The sequence below is a fragment of the Paracoccus sp. FO-3 genome, from assembly GCF_006386455.1.
Classification (GTDB): Bacteria; Pseudomonadota; Alphaproteobacteria; order Rhodobacterales; family Rhodobacteraceae; genus Paracoccus; species Paracoccus versutus.
The window spans coordinates 16,849-34,070 of sequence record NZ_VCBQ01000006.1 but is presented as its reverse complement, the minus strand read 5'-3'; the positions used below and the strand labels follow the sequence as shown (position 1 = coordinate 34,070).

The following is a 17,222-nucleotide window of genomic DNA, read 5'->3' as shown; positions in this document are numbered from 1 at the left end:
AAAAGGATCTTTCTTGTTGGGATAATAGAAGGCTGCATATAGTATTAGCAACAGCTACTATTCAAAGCATGGAGGGAATCATGCGATCCTGGCTGCTCCTTGGCCGACCATCCCGCCTCGCCGGCCACCCGCAAGCCGGGGCCGGCCGATGACGCTCAGCCTTCCTCCGCGCGACATGGGCGGGCCGGGCGGCGGGCTGACCGCCGTGATCGATTTCGGCCCCGACAGCGCAGGCTGGACCGGGGTGCAGGGCGTCGAGGATCTGCTGGCGATCGCCGGACCCTATATCGACTTCGCCAAGATCTATGCGATGAACGCCCTGCTCATGCCGCAGGAGCCGCTGGCCCGGATCGTCGCGGCCTATGGCGCGGCCGGCGTCGCGACCTTCTCGGGCGGCATCCTCTTCGAATGGGCCCATCGCCAGGGCGAGGTGGAGGCGTTGGTCCCCCTGCTCCGCGGGCTCGGCATCCAGGGGCTCGAGATCTCGGAAAACTACATCCGGCTCAACCCGGCCGAGCGCGACCGCTGGATCGGCTGGTTCCGCGACCGCGGCTTTGACGTGATCTACGAATTCGGCCGCAAGACGCCCGACGAGTCGCTGGATATCGACCGCCTGGCCGGGATCATCGGCGCCGTGCGCGACAAGGGCGCGCATCACGTCATCGTCGAGCAGTCCGAGATCGAGCTGGCGACCAGGAGCGATGCGGGCATCCTCGACCGCCTTGCGCGCGAGCCGTGGTTCGCCGACATCCTGATCGAAGCCGATCCGCTGCGCTTTCCCGCGCAGCACGCCGACCTGATCCGCCGGTTCGGCGCCAATGTCAGCCTTGCCAATATCGCCCCTGGGCAGGCACTGCGGCTCGAGGGGCTGCGGCGCGGCATCGGGCGCGGTGTGGATTATTCGATGTTCTCTGAAGAGGAAGTCCCCGCATGACCTATGCCCCGCCCCTGCACCCGGCACCCGACGACGAAAAAGCGCCCGATTTCGACGTGATCGTGGTCGGAGCGGGCAATGCCGCCTCTTGTGCCGCGCTGGCCGCACGCGAGGCCGGCGCCCGGACCGTGCTGATGCTGGAAGCCGCCCCCGAGGCCGAGGCCGGCGGCAATTCCACCTATACGGCCGGCGCGATGCGCGTCGTCTATGACGGGATCGACGACCTGCGCCAGCTGGTTCCCGACGTGCCCGACGATCTGGTGGCGATCACCGATTTCGGCAGCTACGGCGCCAGCGCCTTTTTCGACGACATGTTTCGGATGACCCAGTTCCGCACGGACCCCGAACTTGTCGAGATCCTGGTGCTCAACAGCTTGCCCACGCTGCGCTGGATGCGCGAGCAGGGCGTCCGCTTCCAGCTCAGCTTCGGGCGGCAGGCGTTCAAGGTGGACGGAAGGTTCCGCTTCTGGGGCGGGCTGGCCTGCGAGGTCTGGGGCGGCGGTCCGGGGCTGGTCGAGATGCTGCACGCGGCCTGCCGCAAGGGCGGGATCGAGATCCGCTATTCCACGCCGGCCGTCGACCTGGTGCGCGACGACGGCGGGGTGAAGGGTGTCGTGGTGCGCACGGCGACCGGGCGGCGGTCGATCCGGGCGCGCTCGGTCGTGCTGGCCTGCGGCGGCTTCGAAAGCAATGCCGAGATGCGCGCCCGCTACCTTGGGCCGGACTGGGATCTGGCCAAGGTCCGCGGCACCCGCTTCAACATGGGCGACGGCATCAGGATGGCGCTGGAGGCCGGGGCCATGCCCTGCGGCCACTGGTCGGGCGCCCATGCCGTGGGCTGGGACCGCGACGCGCCCCCCTACGGCGACCTAGCCGTCGGGGACAACTACCAGAAGCACAGCTATCCCTTCGGCATCATGGTGAACGCGAATGGCGAGCGGTTCGTGGACGAGGGGGCGGACTTCCGCAACTACACCTATGCGAAATACGGGCACGAGGTCTTGCGCCAGCCCGGCATGTTCGCCTGGCAGGTATTCGACGCGAAGGTGGTGCCGATGCTGCGCGACGAATACCGGATCCGCGAAGTGACCAAGGTGACTGCCAACTCGATCGAGGAACTGGCCGGGAAGCTCGACGGTGTCGATCCGCGCCGCTTTCTCGAAACGGTGCGCGCCTACAATGCGGCGGTCCGCACCTCGGTCCCGTTCAATCCCACGGTCAAGGACGGGCGCGGGACGGACGGGCTGGCCGTGCCGAAATCCAACTGGGCCAACACCATCGACCAGGCCCCCTTCGAGGCCTATGCCGTCACATGCGGCGTGACCTTCACCTTCGGCGGTGTCAAGGTTTCCGAGCGGGGCGAGGTGATGGACCGGGCCGGAAGGCCGATCCCCGGCCTCTATTCCGCCGGCGAGATGGTGGGCGGCATCTTCTATCACAACTATCCGGGCGGCACCGGCCTCACCTCGGGGGCGGTCTTCGGCAAGCTGGCGGGAGAGCATGCCGGCCAACATGCGCTGAGCCTGCAGGCCGCCTGACGAGGGGCGGGCTGCGAGACATAAAAACGGGAGGAGAGATCATGGGAAATGCGAAAGACGGATTGCACCGCATCCGGCGGATGCTGGGCGGGCTTATGCTGGCCTGCCTCGCGGCGGGGGGCGCCGGAACGGCACAGGCCGAGACGCTGGAGGTCGGCGTCCAGCAGGTGCCGCCCGACGAGGTCTATATCGCCCGCGACTGGGGCCAGCCCTATGGGCTCGAGGTCAAGGCCACGCAGTTCTCCTCGGGCGGGGACATGCTGAAAGCCTTCCTCGCCGGCCGGGTCGCCGTGGCGAATGGCGGCTCGGGGCGGCTGGTGACGCTTGCGGCCCAGCAGCCCGAAAGCTTCTACATCATAGGCACCCAGCAATCGGGCGGCGACCGCTACAGCGTGGTGGTGCGGGCCGATTCCGACATCGGCAGCATCCAGGATCTCAAGGGCCGCAAGCTCGGCGTCGTCACGGGAACCGGAACCTACGGCACGTTCCTCGTCTATCTCCAGCAGCAGGGGATGAGCGAGGCGGACTTCCAGATCGTCAACATGAAGATCGACGACCTGCGCGCCGCGGTCGAGCAAAAGCTCGTGGACGGCGCGGTGATGTGGGAACCCTTCGTGGCCATCGCCGAGGAGATGGGCAACGTCAAGCGGCTCGTCTCTCTCAAGGGCGTGAACGAAAGCCCGAACTTCCTGCTCGCCAGCCGCAGCTTCACCGACGCCAATCCCGAGACCATCGTCAAGTTCCTGGCCTCGACCATCGACGCGGCGCGCTTCATCGAGGCCGATCCGGCCGAGGCCGGGAAACTCGCCGCCGAACAGATCGCGAAGGGCGGGATCGCGGTGCCGGCCGCGGCGCTCGAGACGGCCTTCACCCGGATCAGCGTGGATCGCGCCGTGACCGACGAGATGGTGGCCGAACTCATTCCGGTCGCCGAGGCGATGAAGGCGGCGGGCAAGATCCCCGAGGTGCCCGACTTCGGCTCGTTCGTGCGGCAGGATCTTTACGAGCAGGCGGTCGAACTGACCCGCTCCGCCACCCACTGACCCGTCCCCGGAGAGGACAGACCCATGCCCATCGGCTTCCAAATCCTGGATCGCGCCCTGCGCGTGATACGGTTCCTGCTGCCAATCCTGGGCCTGCTGCTGGTCTGGGAACTGGCGGTGCGCACCGGCCTTGCCCAGGCGGGCATCCTGCCTGCGCCCAGCACCATCCTTGCCCGCGCGGTCGAACTGCTCGGTCTGACGGGAGAGCGCGCGGTCCTCTTGGGTCATATCCTGGCAAGCCTCAGGCGCGCGCTCGTCGCCTTCGCCCTGGCGGTGGCGGTGGGCGTGCCGCTGGGCTTCCTGCTCGGGCTGAGCGAGGAGGCACAGCTCTGGGTCAGCCCGATCCTGAGCCTGATGCTGCCGCTGCCGGCCGTCGCCTGGACGCCGATCCTGCTGGTGCTGTTCGGGCCGGGCGATCTGACCATCGTGGTCGTCTGCTTCCTCGGCGCGGTGTTTCCGGTGCTCTACAGCACCATGCAGGGCGTGCGCGCCTGCGGAAGGCAGCCCGTCTGGGTCGTCCGCTCGATGGGCGGCAGCGGTCTTGACGTCCTGCGCCGCGTGCTGATCCCCTCGTCCCTGCCCGCGCTCATCACCGGCTTCAAGCTGGGCATGGCCCATTCCTGGCGGACGCTGGTCGCGGCCGAGATGCTTGCCGCGCTGACCAGCGGGCTGGGCTACATGATCTTTGCCGCCCGCTCCTACATGGACGTCAGCACCATGTTCGTGGGCGTCGTCTGCCTGGCCGCGATCGGCATGCTGATCGAGCATGTCCTGTTCGGCACGCTGGAACACGCCACCATCCATCGCTGGTATGCCCGCGACGCCCAGACCGGAGGCCGCCAATGACCCTGGACACCGCCGAGATTCCGCGCCGGCGCCTGCCGTTGCCCCCCATGAAGCTGATCCGGCCGGTGGTGTCGCTGGGGGTTCTCTTCGGCCTGTGGGAGATTGCGGCCCGCACGGGCGCGATCAGCGCCTTCCTTTTCCCGCCGCCCAGCGCGATCTTCGCAGCGCTCTGGATCTCGGCGGGGCCGAACGGCGATCCGCCCTATGGCATCCTGCTCGACATCGCGCTGAGCCTCTACCGGCTGCTCGCCGGGGTGGGACTTGCGCTCGTGCTGGGCACGATCATCGGCCTTGCCATCGGCCTGACCGGCTGGGGCCGGGCGGTCTTCAAGCCGATCATCAGCGCGCTGATGCCGATCCCGACCCTGGCCTGGACGCCCGTGCTGCTGCTGGTCTTCGGCATCGACAACCGCACCACGATCACGGTGGTCTTCATCGCGGCCAGCTTCGAGATCATCTACAACGTCGTCACCGGCATCGAGATGATGACGCGCAAGGTCTACTGGGTCGCGGCCTCCATGGGCGCCTCGCGCCTCCAGACTTTGCGCTATGTCGTCCTGCCCGGCATCCTGCCCTATCTCATCACCGGGCTGAAGCTGGGTGTGGGCTATGCCTGGCGCGCCCTGATCGCGGCCGAGATGCTGGCTGCCAGCTCTCACGGGCTCGGCTTCATGATCTACGACGCGCAGGAATACATGGACATGAAAAGCATCTACGGCGGGATCCTGACGATCTCGGTCATGGGGCTTTTGATCGAGCGGGGCGTCATCGGCGCCCTGGAAAAGCGAACGATTGAAAAATGGGGCGTCAATGTCGAACGTTGAGAAAATCCTGTCCGATCCGGTGGGCGAAACCGCGACCTTGGCCCCAAAGCCGAAAATCACCGCCGAGGGCGCCGGCATCCGCTTTGGCAGCATCGTCGCCGTCGAGGATTTCACCACGGTGGTCCGCGAACGCGAATTCGTGTCGATCATCGGCCCCTCGGGCTGCGGCAAGTCCACGCTGCTCTATGCGATCGCGGGCTTTCTGAAGACCACCTCGGGCGTGCTGAAGGTGGACGGCAAGCCCATCGTGAAGCCGGGGCCCGACCGGGGCATCGTGTTCCAGGAATTCGTGCTGTTCCCCTGGCGCACGGTCCTGCGCAACATCACGCTGGGCCCCGAGATCGCCGGCCTGCCGCGGGCCGAGGCCGAGGAGCGGGCGCGGAAATGGATCCGCCTCACCGGCCTCGGCGGGTTCGAGAATGCCTATCCCGCCACGCTTTCGGGTGGCATGAAGCAACGGGTGGCGATCGCTCGCGCGCTGACCTGCGAGCCCGACATCCTGCTGCTCGACGAGCCTTTCGGGGCGCTGGACGTGCAGACGAAGAACTATGTCATGAAGGACTTGCAGGATCTGTGGATCGCGGCCAGCAAGACCATCCTTATGGTGACCCATTCGGTGCAGGAGGCGACGCTGATGGCCGACCGGGTGCTGATCCTTGGCGCGCGGCCCTCGCGGATCGTGGCCGATGTCAGGATCGACCTGCCCCATCCGCGCGACCCGCTGGACCAGCGGCTCGGGCGCTATCGGCAGGAGGTCACCGAGATCCTTTCGGCCGAGGTCGACCGCGCCATGAAGGGCGAACGCGGCCAGTAGGGCCGCGCCCCCTGCCCCGCCGGCGCGGCGGCGCGGTGCCGGGCCCCGTCAGACCCACCCCGCGCCGCCCAGCACCGCGGCTATCGCCAGGGGGACCAGCGGGCTGCGGCGGGTGGCCAGCAGGAAGACCGCCGTCAGCGCGGTCAACGCCAGCTTCGGCGGCGCGGCACCCGAAGCCGAGGCGGTCAGCAGGATCGCGGTGGCAAGGATCAGCCCGACCGCGATCGGAAGGATCGCCCGCTCCACCAGCAAGAACCAGCGGGCACGGCCGTGATGGGCGCGCAAACGCATCGCCTGATAGGCGATCACCAGCGTCGGCAGGCAGGTCGCGGCCGTGGCCAGCACGGCGCCCGCAAAGCCCGCGACCTCCCATCCGACAAGGGTCGCGATGATCAGGTTGGGGCCGGGCGAGGCTTGGGACAGGGCAAAGAGCGTGGCGAATGTCCCGTCGCTCATCCAGCCCTGCACCTGCACGGCAAAGCGGTTCAGTTCCGGCACTGTCGCGATGAAGCCCCCGACCGCGATGCAGGAAAGGAAAAGGATCTTCAGCGTCAGCAGGGCGACGGGATTCTCCATCGGCCGTCACCTTGCGACCAGGCGGGCGGCAAGCAGGCTGGCCGGCAGGATCGTAAGGAGGATCCAGACCAGCGGCAGCCGCAGGAGCCCGGCCGCGACCACGACCACCAGGACGATGGCCAGGGCCCGCGGGCTGCGCCGCATCGGCCAGACCATGCGCAGCCCCATGGCCACGATCAGCCCGGCCGCCGCCGAGGCCAGCGCGCCGATCATGCCCTGCACCGCCTCGAGATGCTGGTGCCGGCGATAGAGTTCGGCCATGAGGCAGACAAGCACGGCCGGCGGCGCCACGAGCCCCAGCACCGCCGCAAGCGAGCCTCGCCGCCCGGCAAGCCGTCCGCCCACCATCACCGACACGCCCAGCACGTTGCCGCCCGGCAGGAAGCTCGCCAAGGCGAAGAGATTGTCGAACTCCTCGGCGCTGCACCAGCTCTTGCGGTCCACCACCAGCCATCGCACCCAGGGCATCACGCCCCCGAAGCCCACGAAGCCGATGGAGGCGAAGCCGAGGAACAGCTTGAGCGGCGTCACCCCCTCCGCCGAAGTCGCGGCCTCGCCCGGCATCTGATGTTGCATCTTGCGATATTCCCCAAGCCCGTGCCCCCGCGACCGCGCCATGGTCCGCCGGGACCAGCCCCCGGCAAGGGCCCGAGGATGGAACGGTCGCACATGGGGCCTCCTGATTCCCTTTAATGGTTGTAGTTACTACCACCTAAAAGCGCAAGAATGTTCGGCAACCCGGATACGGGCTGGAACTGGCCGCTTGGAAACCAAGTTTTTTCAAATCCTTGACCCATGATCGGCAAAACGGCTGCTCGTCGTTGACAGGTCGGTGCAAATGGTAGTAGCTATACATACCACCAATAGCCGCAGCGCTAGAAACTACCACATCCCTCACCTGCCAGACACTCAATCGAAGGAAGAGCCGATGAACGAACACATCCGCGATACAGCCGATCTCCAGGGCCTGACGCGCCGCTTTGCGAAGCTGGCCGCGAACCTGCGCTATCAAGACCTGCCGGCCCCGGTGCAGCAGAAGGCCAAGCTCATCATCCGCGATGGCGTCGGCAACCAGATCGCCGCCTCGGCCATCAGCGAGGCGGCGATCGCCATCACGCAGCTCGTGCAGGAATGGGGCGGCAAGCCCGAAAGCACGATCGTCGGCTATGGCGACAAGGTGCCGGCGCCGCTGGCCGCCTTTTGCAACGGCGCGATGGGGCACGGGGTGGAACTCGACGACGCGCATGGCTCGGGCCTGATCAAGGCCGGATCGGTGCTTATCCCCGCGGCCTTTGCCGCGGCCGAGGTCAGCCACGCGAAGGGCGAGGATCTGGTCGCCGCGGTCGTCGCGGGCTACGAGATCGCGATCCGGGTCGCCAAGGCGATCAACCCCGGCCACCGCCATCGCGGCTATCACACCACCTCGACCGTTTCGCTGATGGGTGCGGCCGTCATCACCGCCCGCCTCCTGGGCTGCGACGAGGAAGGCATCGCCAATGCCATCGGCCTGGCCGCGATGCAGTCGAGCGGCATCCAGTCCTATCTGGACGATCCCTGCATGGCCAAGCCCTTTGGTCCCGGCAAGGGCGCCTTCAACGGCGTGCTGGCCGGGGTCATGGCGCGCCGCGGCTTCACGGGCCCGAAAAAGGCGCTGGAATCGAAGGAGGGCTTCCTCAACGCCTTCACCGACAGCGTCCGCGCCTCGGACCTGCTCGACGGGTTCGGCACCGAGTTCGCGATCATGGAGGTGGGCTTCAAGCCCCATGCCGCCTGCCGCTATGCGCATGGCCCGATCGACCTCGCGCAGCTTTTCCATGACGAGGGGATCACGCTGGACGAGATCGACACGATCACGGTGAAGATGAGCGGCCTTGCCATCCGGCAGGCGTCTAAGTTCCCCTGCCCCAGCCTGAACGCGGCGATGGGCAGCACCCAGTTCGGCGTGGCGCTGGCGCTGGCGCGGGGCGGAAACGGGCTGCGCGACTATTGGGACGGCTATGCCGACCAATCGATCCACGACCTCGCGGCCAGGGTGGTGCTGGAGGCCGAGCCGGACTTCGGCGTAGGCGGCCGGCAGGCGGTGGTGACGCTGGGGCTGCAGGACGGGCGCAGCCTTGTCCACCGCAGCGACGAGCCGCGCGGCGAGCCCACCAACCCGCTGACCGCGGAGGAGCTGGAGCGCAAGTTCCTGACCACCGCCGGGCTGGTGCTGGACGAGGACAGGATCGCGGACATCAGCCGCCGCCTGATGGCGCTGGAGACCGAAAACGATGCGGGCGTCATACCCGCGCTTACGGTCGCGCCCGACCGCAAGCCCGCGCTGCGGGCAGCCTGAGGCGGCCATGCCCCAGGTTTCCGCACAAGAAGCGGCGGGCGCGATAAGCGATCCGCAACAGGTCTCGGTCCGCGCCCTTTTCATGCGGGGCGGATCGAGCCGGGGGGCCTTCTTCCTGCAAGAAGATCTTCCTGCGGACCGGCAGGAGCGCGACGCGCTCCTGCTGGCCTGCTACGGCTCGCCCGACCGTCGGCAGATCGACGGAATCGGCGGCGCCGACCCGCTGACCAGCAAGGCGGCGGTCGTCGGCCGCTCGGCCCGCCCCGACGCGGACCTCGACTATACCTTCCTGCAAGTGGGCATCGACCGGCCGATGGTCAGCGCGGGCGGCAATTGCGGCAACATGCTGGCCGCGGTCGGCCCCTTCGCGGTATTGCGCGGCATGATCGCCCCGCGGGAGCCCGAGATGTCGGTGCGGATCCACACCACGAACACGGGCCAGGTCGTCACCGCGCGCTTTCGCGTCGAAAAGGGCCGCCCCTGCATCGAGGGAGAGGCGCGCATACCGGGCGTGCCCGGCACCGGCTCGGCCATCGCGCTTGATTTCGGCGATTGCGCGGGCGCGGTCAGCGGAAGGCTGCTGCCCACCGGATCGGTCCGCGACATGGTCCGGCTGGGCGAACGCGAGGTGCCGGTGTCTTTCGTGGATGCGGCGACGCCCTTCGTCTTCGTCCCGGCCAGGGCGCTGGGGGCGACGGGTGCCGAAAGCCCCGCCGAGATCAGCGCCAATCCCGCCCTGATGGCCGATCTGGAGGCGATCAGGGGCTGGGCGGCGACCGTCCTTGGCCTCGTGGACCGGCCCGAAGAGGCGACGCTTCGCTCGCCCAACATTCCGCGCGTCATCATGGTCGGCCCGCCGCAGGATTATGCCGCGCAGGATGGCCCGGTGAGCGCCGAAAGTATGGATGTCTGCGTCCGGCAACTGGCCATGCAGAAGCCGCACAACACGCTTGCCGTGACCGGGGCGGTCTGCTCGGCGGTGGCCAGCCGCCTGCCGGGAAGCATCGTCCAGGAACTGTGCCGCGCCGGGGACGACCGGACCCGGCTTGGCCATCCGGCGGGCGTGCTGACCGTCTCGGCCCAGGTGGCGCGGACCGCGGACGGCTGGCGCATCGAAAGCGCCGCGGTCGAGCGAACGGCGCGGCTGCTGATGGCGGGCGACCTGTTCGCCCCGCGCGCAAGGATCGAGGAACTGCGCGCAGGACTGGAGGTTTAGGCGCGACAACCAAGCGCCGGCGGGGAGGCCGGCCAAAGATCGGGGAGGAAAACGTGGTGATAACCGAAGCGGCGCGTGCAAGCGCCGACGTCGTGGTGGTGGGCTCGGGCCTTGCAGGGCTGCTTGCCGCCATTACCGCACGCGAAACCGGCGCGACCGTGACGCTGGTCGCCCAGGGTGAGATCGGCAAGTCCGCCAACAGCTGGCTTGCGAGCGGCGGCCTTGCGGCGGTGACGGGCGTGGACCCCGAGGATACGCCCGAACTGCATTTGCAAGACATCCGCCGGACCGCCCGCGGCCTTGCCTTCGACGATATTGCCCGGACCTTCGTAGCCGAGGCCGGGCCCGCGATCCGCAAGCTCGAGTCGCTCGGCGTGGCCTTCCACCGGAAGGACGGCGACCTTGCCCTTTACCCCGCCCCCGGACATTCCCGCGCGCGCTCGGTCCGCTGCGAGGGCGGGGGGGCGGTCGGGCTGATGACGACGCTTATCGAGCGCGCGGCCGAGGCGGGGATAAGGCTTGTCGGCCATACCACCGCCATCGAAGTGCTGAAGGACGCCGAGGGGGCGGCGGCGGGGCTGCTCTGCCATGGTCCCGACGGCTGGCTTGCGATCGAGGCGGGGGCGGTGCTGCTGGCCTGCGGCGGCATGGGACGGATCTTTCCAGTCACCAGCAACCACGACCTGGCGGACGGCAGCGGCTATTACCTGGCGCTGAAGGCCGGGGCGGTGCTGACCGACCTGGAATTCGTGCAGTTCACCCCCACCTCGCTTGCCTGGCCGCCGCAGGTGCGGGGCACCAGCACGGGCGGCGGGCTGATGGCGCAGCCCGGCGTCAAGCTGCTGAATGCCAGGGGCGAGCGGTTCATGCACCGATACGACCCCGAGCGGATGGAGGCGGCGACCCGCGACGTGCTTTCGCGGGCGATTTTCCGCGAGGTGAGCGAGGGGCGCGGCACGGAACACGGCGCCGTCTGGGTGGATATTTCCGAAACCGACCGCGAGGCGGTGGCGCAGGTTTCCGGCCGCTTCCTGCGGGCGATCGCGAAGGTCGGCATCGACCCCTATCGCGAGCGCGTCGAGGTGGCGCCCGATGTGCATTTCGCCATGGGCGGCGTCGTGGCCGACATCGACGGGCGCACCGCCGTGCCGGGGCTTTTCGCGGCGGGCGAGATCACCGCCGGCCTTCACGGCGCGACGCGGCTGAACAGCAACGGGCTGACCGAGGCCGCGGTCTTTGGCATCCGCGCCGGCCGCAGCGCGGCGGACCATGCCCGGACGGCCGGCCCGCGGCCCTTGCGCTTCGACTTTCCGCCGCGGATGGTGCGTTGCCTGATCGCCGAGGATCCGCGGCGCCCGAACGGCCGGCCCCGGTCCGACATGATCGGCATCCGGCTGCCGGGCGGGGCTGCAGCCGCAAGGGACCACGCGGCGCTGAAGGCCGAGATCCGGGCGATCCTCGTCGAAGGGGCGGGGATCGAGCGGACCGGCGCCGCGGTCGAGCGGGCGCTGGCCCGCCACGCCGCCCTCGCCCCCCTGGTCGAGGCGGCGCTGGCCGGGGCGGGCCCGGTCGAGGGCTTCTCGCTCGACGCCATGTATGTGCTTTCGCGCCTGATCCTCCAGGCAAGCGGCACGCGGACGGAATCCCGCGGCGCCCATTATCGCATCGATTGCCCCGACCAGGACAGCGGCTGGGACCGGCACATCGCCTTCCTGGCCGAGCCCCTGGCGGCGCAGGACGAAGGGAGAAGACCATGAGACATGTTCTTGGCATCGACAGGGTGGTTGCCCTGATCTGCATCGCCGTGGCCGGGCTCTATCTCTCGGCTTCCCTCGGCATTGCGCAGGGCAGTTTCGGCGACCCGCTGGGACCGCGGGCCTTTCCGCAGATCCTCGGCGCGCTGCTGATCCTGTTCTCGATCATCACGCTGGTGCAGCCCTCGGCCCGGCAGGCGCCGGCCACGCCGCTTGCGACCCTTGTCGCCATCGCGATCTGCGCGGCGCTGGTCCTGGGCTTCATCCTGCTCTTGCCGGTCGTCGGCTATGCGGCGACAAGCTTCCTGCTGTTCCTGGGCTTCCTGCTGACGCTGCGCGAGCCGCTGCGCCTTGCGCTGCTATACGCGGCGGGCCTGACCCTGCTGTTCTATGTCGTCTTCACGGTGCTTCTGCAGACCTATTTCCCGCCGACCATGCTGGGGAGGATCTTCTGATGGACACCGTCGCCTTTCTTGCCACGGGCATCGCCACCGCTTTTTCCGGCTGGAACTTCGTCTATGTCCTGATCGGGGCGTTCGTGGGCACCTGGATCGGGATGCTGCCCGGCCTCGGCCCCTCGACCGGCATCGCGCTGCTGCTGCCGCTGACCTACGGGCTCGACCCGACGGGCGGCATGATCATGCTTTGCGGCATCTATTTCGGCTCGATGTACGGGGGCTCGATCTCGTCGATCCTGCTCAACACGCCGGGCGACGTCTCGTCGGTCATCACCATGCTCGACGGCAACCCGATGGCGCGGCGCGGGCGCGGGGGTGCCGCGCTTTTCTGCGCCGCCGTCGCCTCGTTCATCGGGGGAAGCGTCGGGCTTGTCGGGCTTACCTTCCTGGCCGAGCCCATCGCGCGCTTCGCCCTGCGCTTCGGGCCTGCGGAATATTTCGCGCTGATGACCTTTGCGCTGATCGCGACCGCCACGCTGATGCAGGGCGCGGCCGTCAAGGGGCTCATGGCCATCGTGATCGGCCTGATGATCGCCACCGTCGGCATCGACCTGCAAAGCGGCGCGGCGCGCTTTACCATGAACTCGCCGAACCTTTTCGACGGGATCAGCCTCATCGCGGTCATCATCGGCCTGTTCGGCATCTCCGAGGTCTTTACCAACATCCAGGAGATCATGGCCCGGCGCTGGGGCAAGGTCGAGACGGTCGGACGGCTGTGGATGGAGCCCTCCGAATGGAAGCGCTGCCGCTTTTCCTTCCTTCGCGGCTCGGTCATCGGCTTCATGGTGGGGGTCGTGCCGGGCGCGGGCGGGGCGGTGGCGACGCTTCTTTCCTATGCCGCCGAGCGCCGGTCGAGCCGCCACCCCGAAGAATTCGGCAAGGGCGCGATCGAGGGCGTGGCCGGCCCCGAGGCCGCCAACAATGCCAGCGTCGGCGGCGCGCTGATCCCGCTTTTCACCCTGGGCCTGCCCGGATCGTCGGCGACGGCGATCCTGCTGGGGGCGCTGATGATCTTCGGCATCCAGCCGGGCCCGCATCTCTTCACCGAAAATCCCGACCTGGTCTGGGGCATCATCGGCAGCCTCTATGTCGCGAACGTGGTGCTCGTGATCCTCAACATTCCCTTCATCGGCGTCTTCGTGCGGATGCTGATGATGCCCGGCGCGCCGCTCAACGCGATCATCCTGCTGCTGGCCGTCACCGGGGCCTATTCGCTGAACAACAACGTCTTCGACATCCAGGTGGCGCTGGTCTTCGGCGTCATCGGCTTCCTGCTGCGCAGCGCGCAGGTGCCGCTGGCCCCTCTGGTGCTGGCGGTCGCCCTGGGCGGCGGCCTGGAACAGTCGCTGCGCCAGGCGCTTTCCCTGTCGGACGGCGATCCGGCCGGGCTGGTGCCCAGCGGCATCGCGGCGGTGTTCCTTGGCCTCAGCGCGCTTCTTGTGCTGCTGGCGGCGATCCTGCCCGCCACCCGGCTGATGAGCCCGCGGAACCGTGCGCTTCGGCGCGCGGCGAAAAAGGAAAAAAGACCGCAAACCCAATAGGAGGACACCATGGCTGCATTCAGCCGCATCGTTGCAATGGCCCTGGCCGTGGCCGCAGGCGCCGCCGCCGCACAGGCTGCCGAGCCGACCCGCGTGATCGAGATCATCGTGGGCGCCTCGCCCGGCGGCGGCTTCGACCGCACCGCCCGAGCGATCGAGCGCGTGCTGGAGGACGGCATCGTCGGCCAGCCGATCAACGTCATCAACCAGCCCGGCGCCGGCGGGGCGGTCGGCCTTGCCTCGATGAACCGGCATCCGGGCGACATGCACTATATCTCGATCACCTCGCCCAACATCCTGACCGACGAGCTGCGGGGCACCTCGCCCATGACCTTCGAGGCCCTGACCCCCATCGCGACGCTGGTTTCGGAATATCTCTGCTTTGCCGTCCATGCCGACAGCGACCTGGAAACCGCCGCGGATCTGGTCGCGGCGCTGAAGGAAAAACCCGAGGCGATCCGCTTCGGCTTCGCCACCACGCCGGGCAACCACAACCACGTGGCCTTCGCGCAGCTTGCCGGGGCGGTGGGCTTCGACGTGATGAAACCCAAGACCGTGATCTTCAAGGGCGCGTCCGAGGCGGTGACGGCGCTTCTTGGCCGGCATATCGACTTTTCCATCGCCCCCGCCGCGAGCTTTGCGGAATATGTCCGGTCGGGCGACGTGAAATGCCTGGCGGTCAGCGCGCCCGAGCGGCTGGGCGGGGCGCTGTCGGATGTGCCGACATGGACCGAACTCGGCTATGACGTGGTCTATGGCCCGTTCCGCGGCGTGATCGGCCCGCAAGGCATGGAGCCCGAGCAGATCGCCTTCTGGGAGGATGCCTTGCAGAAGATGGCCGCGACCGACGCCTGGAAAAAGGAAGTCGCGGAGAATTACTGGACCGAAAACGTCAAGGGCCACGACGAGACGATGACCTTCCTTGCGGCCGAGCGCGACCGGCTCAGGGCCTCGCTTACGGATCTGGGCCTGCTGCAATAGCACCAGGGGCGGGACCGCTGGCCGCGGCCCCCGCCCTCCGCCGGCATGCCGGACAGCGGATCGGCCTGCAGGAAATCCGCCAGGGCCGCCGCGCAACGGACAGGACAACCGCCGGTCATCCGCCATGCGCGGCGCTTGCGGGTAACGGCGGGCACCCGGCGTCGCGATCCAATGCGGCGCGGGCCTCAGGGGTTCGCGTCGTCCCCAACGCCGATCAGCTTGCGAAGCGTCTCGACCTGCGGAGGGGGAAGGTATTTCTGCCGCAGCTCGAACAGGGCCGGGCCGAAGCGGTTCTGGATCTCGTCGCCGAAGATGGCGAAGATCTCGCAAAAATAGATCTCGTGCCGGATCAGGCTGTCGAAGATGTTCACCAGGGGCTTGTTGCGCGTATAGGAACCGTGCGGCTGGCTGCCGAACTCGGCCACCAGCGCCTCCTCGAAATCGCGGGTGATGCTGATCAGATAGGGGGCCATCGCCACCGGAATTCCGTTGCCCTCGTGCAGCATGACCGTGATGCGGCCCCCGCAGGAGAACTGCTCGACCTTGGTGCCGAACAGCACGATCAGCACGTCCACCCCGCGCCGCGCGGCCGCCTCGAGCTGGTCGAGATGCCCCTCGAGATTGTCCTCCGACCCCTTGATCCAGAGATGCGTGGTCGAGGCGTCGATCATCTGCGAGATACGCGAGTTGATGGCATGCGCCCCGGTCATCGACCAGACATATTCCTGCTGCGGCACATTGCCGAGCTTGCTGATCCCTTCCTTGATCCGGGCCGCGCGCCGCTCGGTCGTCTCGACGATGGCCGACAGCAGCACGTCCGGCGGCGTCGCGGTATAGCGGACCGGGCTTTCGGAAACCGGCTGCACCGCCTCCTTCCGAACCAGGCTTTCCAGCACCGAATAGGCATTCGCCTTGGGGAGCCCCGCTTCCTTGGCCACCTCATAGGCGGTCGCGGGCTGGATCTTCAGCAACCCCAGATAGGCACGGGATTCGTAGTCGCTGAAATGCAGGCCCTGCAGGTCAGCAATAAGGGTCTGAAGCGGGTTTGCGATATCCACGGGATCGTCCCTCCAATGCGGGCAATGGCGACTGGTAGTCATTGCAACTAACGCGCCCGGAGCAGGGATGCAATCGTCCGCGACCGATCCACCTCCCTTGAACGGGTCCATCCTGAAAGATGGTTCCGGCCATGAAGCACGGGGCGCAATGGCACGGAAGCGGCACAAGCCGAAGTTGCGGCGGGTTGAAGTGCTGCGCGGCCAGGGCAGGACGATGGCGCCAGATCGGCGTTTCCGCGCTGACCTATTGCAGCTCGGCGGCATGAGCCGGGACCGGCCGCGCCAGTGGAAGGACCTCCAGAAGAAGAACCGGCTGCGCAAGGCGGTTGCCGATCCGACGCTGGACAAGCCGTTCCTGACGGCGGCAGCACGGGAAGGCTTTTCAACCCCTCGCCCTGTAGGGCCTGCATCGACAACGTTCGGCCCAGCCGCGTGCAACGGAGCGCAAGCCGTGCCGCGCGCTGGCACAGCACCGCCCCACGCGGCCGGAACGACGAAGACATCGTTACGCGGACTCGCAACTACCGAGACCAACACTCCCTGTAAGTACATGTAAGTACATGTATAAAAACAGAATATCCAGTTCCTGTCGGGCTTTCAAGTGTGGCTGGCACTTCCCGGTCCAGAGGCGTCCCGCAGCACGAAAAAGCTCCCGAAGCCGATTTCATTCAATGTCTTCATAATAGACCAGCGCAGGAAGATGCCGCCTCTGATGCAGTATCCGCAGCACGACGACCGCGTCTCCTGCGGCCTTGATCGGCGCGTAGAAGATGATGTGCTTTCCGTAACTGAGCGAACGCATCCCCGGCAGGAACAGATCTCGCGGCCGGCCCGAGAGCGGCGCCTGCTCAATCCGCTCGAATGCGGAAGCGAGACCCCGATAATAGCGCAGCCATTGCTCCCTGCCCCACTGTTCGACCGTATATCGGCGGATCTCCTCCAGATCCTGCCGGGCAAGGTCGGATAACCTGATCACCGTTCAGCGGGTCAGCCTCGGAAGGCGTCCGGCTCGAAGGCACGGGCGTCGAACTCCGCGAAGCCCCCCGCCTCGGCTGCGGCGGCAGCTTCCTCAAGTTCCGCCTTCAGCGCATAGAACTGTCTTGCGCCGTCCTTCTCCATCAGCAGGCGAATCCCAGCGCGCACGACCTCGCTGAGGTTGGCATAGGCACCGGACCTGATCTGGCCCTCGACATAATCCCGCATCGGTTCCGTCAGATGGACATTGGGCATGGCGACATCTCCTTCATGCTCGATCATATCAGATTCGAGCATAGTCTCAACCGTTCGAACGCCGCCCGGCACCG

Annotated in this window: 18 protein-coding genes; 13 read left to right on the top strand and 5 right to left on the bottom strand. The window is 67.5% G+C overall.

Annotation, left to right across the window (positions count from 1 at the left end; translation table 11 throughout):
* The first annotated feature begins 148 nt into the window (after positions 1-148).
* The 6 genes from FE811_RS02655 to FE811_RS02630 are packed head-to-tail and all read left to right on the top strand — an operon-like array spanning position 149 to position 5,999.
* Positions 149-934 carry a phosphosulfolactate synthase gene (locus FE811_RS02655; RefSeq protein ID WP_140846517.1) on the top strand — a complete coding sequence of 262 codons (786 nt, stop codon included), beginning with the start codon at positions 149-151 and terminating at the stop codon, positions 932-934.
* Positions 931-2,472 carry an FAD-dependent tricarballylate dehydrogenase TcuA gene (gene tcuA / locus FE811_RS02650; RefSeq protein WP_140846516.1) on the top strand — a complete coding sequence of 514 codons (1,542 nt, stop codon included), beginning with the start codon at positions 931-933 and terminating at the stop codon, positions 2,470-2,472. Before FE811_RS02655 ends, tcuA begins: the two co-directional genes overlap by 4 nt.
* Positions 2,473-2,513: 41 nt before the next feature.
* The gene (locus FE811_RS02645; RefSeq protein WP_036753105.1) at positions 2,514-3,515 is read left to right on the top strand and encodes an ABC transporter substrate-binding protein; all 1,002 of its coding nucleotides are present in this window, start codon (positions 2,514-2,516) and stop codon (positions 3,513-3,515) included.
* Positions 3,516-3,539: 24 nt separating this feature from the next.
* Positions 3,540-4,361, top strand: a complete 822-nt coding sequence (locus FE811_RS02640; protein ID WP_140846515.1) for an ABC transporter permease — start codon at positions 3,540-3,542, stop codon at positions 4,359-4,361.
* Entirely contained in the window at positions 4,358-5,185 is an 828-nt protein-coding gene (locus tag FE811_RS02635) for an ABC transporter permease (RefSeq protein ID WP_036753099.1), read from the top strand. Before FE811_RS02640 ends, FE811_RS02635 begins: the two co-directional genes overlap by 4 nt.
* Entirely contained in the window at positions 5,172-5,999 is an 828-nt protein-coding gene (locus FE811_RS02630; protein WP_140846514.1) for an ABC transporter ATP-binding protein, read from the top strand. Before FE811_RS02635 ends, FE811_RS02630 begins: the two co-directional genes overlap by 14 nt.
* Before the next feature lie 48 nt (positions 6,000-6,047).
* Here FE811_RS02630 and FE811_RS02625 read toward each other — a convergent pair whose 3' ends face one another.
* Positions 6,048-6,575, bottom strand: coding sequence for a chromate transporter (locus tag FE811_RS02625; RefSeq protein WP_036753094.1), 528 nt, complete (start codon positions 6,573-6,575; stop codon positions 6,048-6,050).
* 6 nt (positions 6,576-6,581) lie between these two features.
* Positions 6,582-7,151: a chromate transporter gene (locus tag FE811_RS02620; protein WP_240540645.1), complete on the bottom strand. Its 570-nt coding sequence runs from the start codon at positions 7,149-7,151 to the stop codon at positions 6,582-6,584.
* 352 nt (positions 7,152-7,503) lie between these two features.
* Here FE811_RS02620 and FE811_RS02615 point away from each other — a divergent pair, with 352 nt between their 5' ends.
* From FE811_RS02615 to FE811_RS02590, 6 genes are read left to right on the top strand one after another with little or no spacing between them, the layout of a single operon-like run.
* Entirely contained in the window at positions 7,504-8,910 is a 1,407-nt protein-coding gene (locus FE811_RS02615) for an MmgE/PrpD family protein (RefSeq protein WP_140846513.1), read from the top strand.
* 7 nt (positions 8,911-8,917) lie between these two features.
* Positions 8,918-10,126, top strand: a complete 1,209-nt coding sequence (locus tag FE811_RS02610) for a 2-methylaconitate cis-trans isomerase PrpF family protein (RefSeq protein WP_140846511.1) — start codon at positions 8,918-8,920, stop codon at positions 10,124-10,126.
* 53 nt (positions 10,127-10,179) lie between these two features.
* Complete coding sequence (locus FE811_RS02605; protein WP_140846510.1) at positions 10,180-11,883, top strand: L-aspartate oxidase; 1,704 nt, start codon at positions 10,180-10,182, stop codon at positions 11,881-11,883.
* Positions 11,880-12,335, top strand: coding sequence for a tripartite tricarboxylate transporter TctB family protein (locus FE811_RS02600; RefSeq protein ID WP_072463396.1), 456 nt, complete (start codon positions 11,880-11,882; stop codon positions 12,333-12,335). The genes FE811_RS02605 and FE811_RS02600 overlap by 4 nt, the downstream gene beginning before the upstream one ends.
* Positions 12,335-13,879 carry a tripartite tricarboxylate transporter permease gene (locus tag FE811_RS02595; RefSeq protein WP_255469597.1) on the top strand — a complete coding sequence of 515 codons (1,545 nt, stop codon included), beginning with the start codon at positions 12,335-12,337 and terminating at the stop codon, positions 13,877-13,879. Before FE811_RS02600 ends, FE811_RS02595 begins: the two co-directional genes overlap by 1 nt.
* A 9-nt stretch (positions 13,880-13,888) precedes the next feature.
* Positions 13,889-14,860: a tripartite tricarboxylate transporter substrate binding protein gene (locus FE811_RS02590; protein WP_140846509.1), complete on the top strand. Its 972-nt coding sequence runs from the start codon at positions 13,889-13,891 to the stop codon at positions 14,858-14,860.
* A gap of 185 nt (positions 14,861-15,045) precedes the next feature.
* Here FE811_RS02590 and FE811_RS02585 read toward each other — a convergent pair whose 3' ends face one another.
* Positions 15,046-15,918: a TrmB family transcriptional regulator gene (locus FE811_RS02585; protein ID WP_036753071.1), complete on the bottom strand. Its 873-nt coding sequence runs from the start codon at positions 15,916-15,918 to the stop codon at positions 15,046-15,048.
* A 67-nt stretch (positions 15,919-15,985) separates the two neighbouring features.
* Here FE811_RS02585 and FE811_RS27300 point away from each other — a divergent pair, with 67 nt between their 5' ends.
* Positions 15,986-16,474: a hypothetical protein gene (locus FE811_RS27300; RefSeq protein ID WP_181180800.1), complete on the top strand. Its 489-nt coding sequence runs from the start codon at positions 15,986-15,988 to the stop codon at positions 16,472-16,474.
* Between the two features lie 108 nt (positions 16,475-16,582).
* Here the strand turns inward: FE811_RS27300 and FE811_RS02580 are convergent, their stop codons facing one another.
* Together FE811_RS02580 and FE811_RS02575 are read right to left on the bottom strand one after the other, a co-directional pair.
* Entirely contained in the window at positions 16,583-16,894 is a 312-nt protein-coding gene (locus FE811_RS02580) for a type II toxin-antitoxin system RelE/ParE family toxin (protein WP_219848855.1), read from the bottom strand.
* Between the two features lie 11 nt (positions 16,895-16,905).
* Positions 16,906-17,148: a type II toxin-antitoxin system ParD family antitoxin gene (locus tag FE811_RS02575; protein WP_028714767.1), complete on the bottom strand. Its 243-nt coding sequence runs from the start codon at positions 17,146-17,148 to the stop codon at positions 16,906-16,908.
* Positions 17,149-17,222: the final 74 nt, after the last annotated feature.

Coding starts and splice junctions, on each gene's coding strand:
- FE811_RS02655 (WP_140846517.1), top strand. CDS start 149: ATGACGCTCAGCCTTCCTCCGCGCGACATGGGCGGGCCGGGCGGCGGG.
- tcuA (WP_140846516.1), top strand. CDS start 931: ATGACCTATGCCCCGCCCCTGCACCCGGCACCCGACGACGAAAAAGCG.
- FE811_RS02645 (WP_036753105.1), top strand. CDS start 2,514: ATGGGAAATGCGAAAGACGGATTGCACCGCATCCGGCGGATGCTGGGC.
- FE811_RS02640 (WP_140846515.1), top strand. CDS start 3,540: ATGCCCATCGGCTTCCAAATCCTGGATCGCGCCCTGCGCGTGATACGG.
- FE811_RS02635 (WP_036753099.1), top strand. CDS start 4,358: ATGACCCTGGACACCGCCGAGATTCCGCGCCGGCGCCTGCCGTTGCCC.
- FE811_RS02630 (WP_140846514.1), top strand. CDS start 5,172: ATGTCGAACGTTGAGAAAATCCTGTCCGATCCGGTGGGCGAAACCGCG.
- FE811_RS02625 (WP_036753094.1), bottom strand. CDS start 6,575: ATGGAGAATCCCGTCGCCCTGCTGACGCTGAAGATCCTTTTCCTTTCC.
- FE811_RS02620 (WP_240540645.1), bottom strand. CDS start 7,151: ATGCAACATCAGATGCCGGGCGAGGCCGCGACTTCGGCGGAGGGGGTG.
- FE811_RS02615 (WP_140846513.1), top strand. CDS start 7,504: ATGAACGAACACATCCGCGATACAGCCGATCTCCAGGGCCTGACGCGC.
- FE811_RS02610 (WP_140846511.1), top strand. CDS start 8,918: ATGCCCCAGGTTTCCGCACAAGAAGCGGCGGGCGCGATAAGCGATCCG.
- FE811_RS02600 (WP_072463396.1), top strand. CDS start 11,880: ATGAGACATGTTCTTGGCATCGACAGGGTGGTTGCCCTGATCTGCATC.
- FE811_RS02595 (WP_255469597.1), top strand. CDS start 12,335: ATGGACACCGTCGCCTTTCTTGCCACGGGCATCGCCACCGCTTTTTCC.
- FE811_RS02590 (WP_140846509.1), top strand. CDS start 13,889: ATGGCTGCATTCAGCCGCATCGTTGCAATGGCCCTGGCCGTGGCCGCA.
- FE811_RS27300 (WP_181180800.1), top strand. CDS start 15,986: ATGCAATCGTCCGCGACCGATCCACCTCCCTTGAACGGGTCCATCCTG.
- FE811_RS02575 (WP_028714767.1), bottom strand. CDS start 17,148: ATGCCCAATGTCCATCTGACGGAACCGATGCGGGATTATGTCGAGGGC.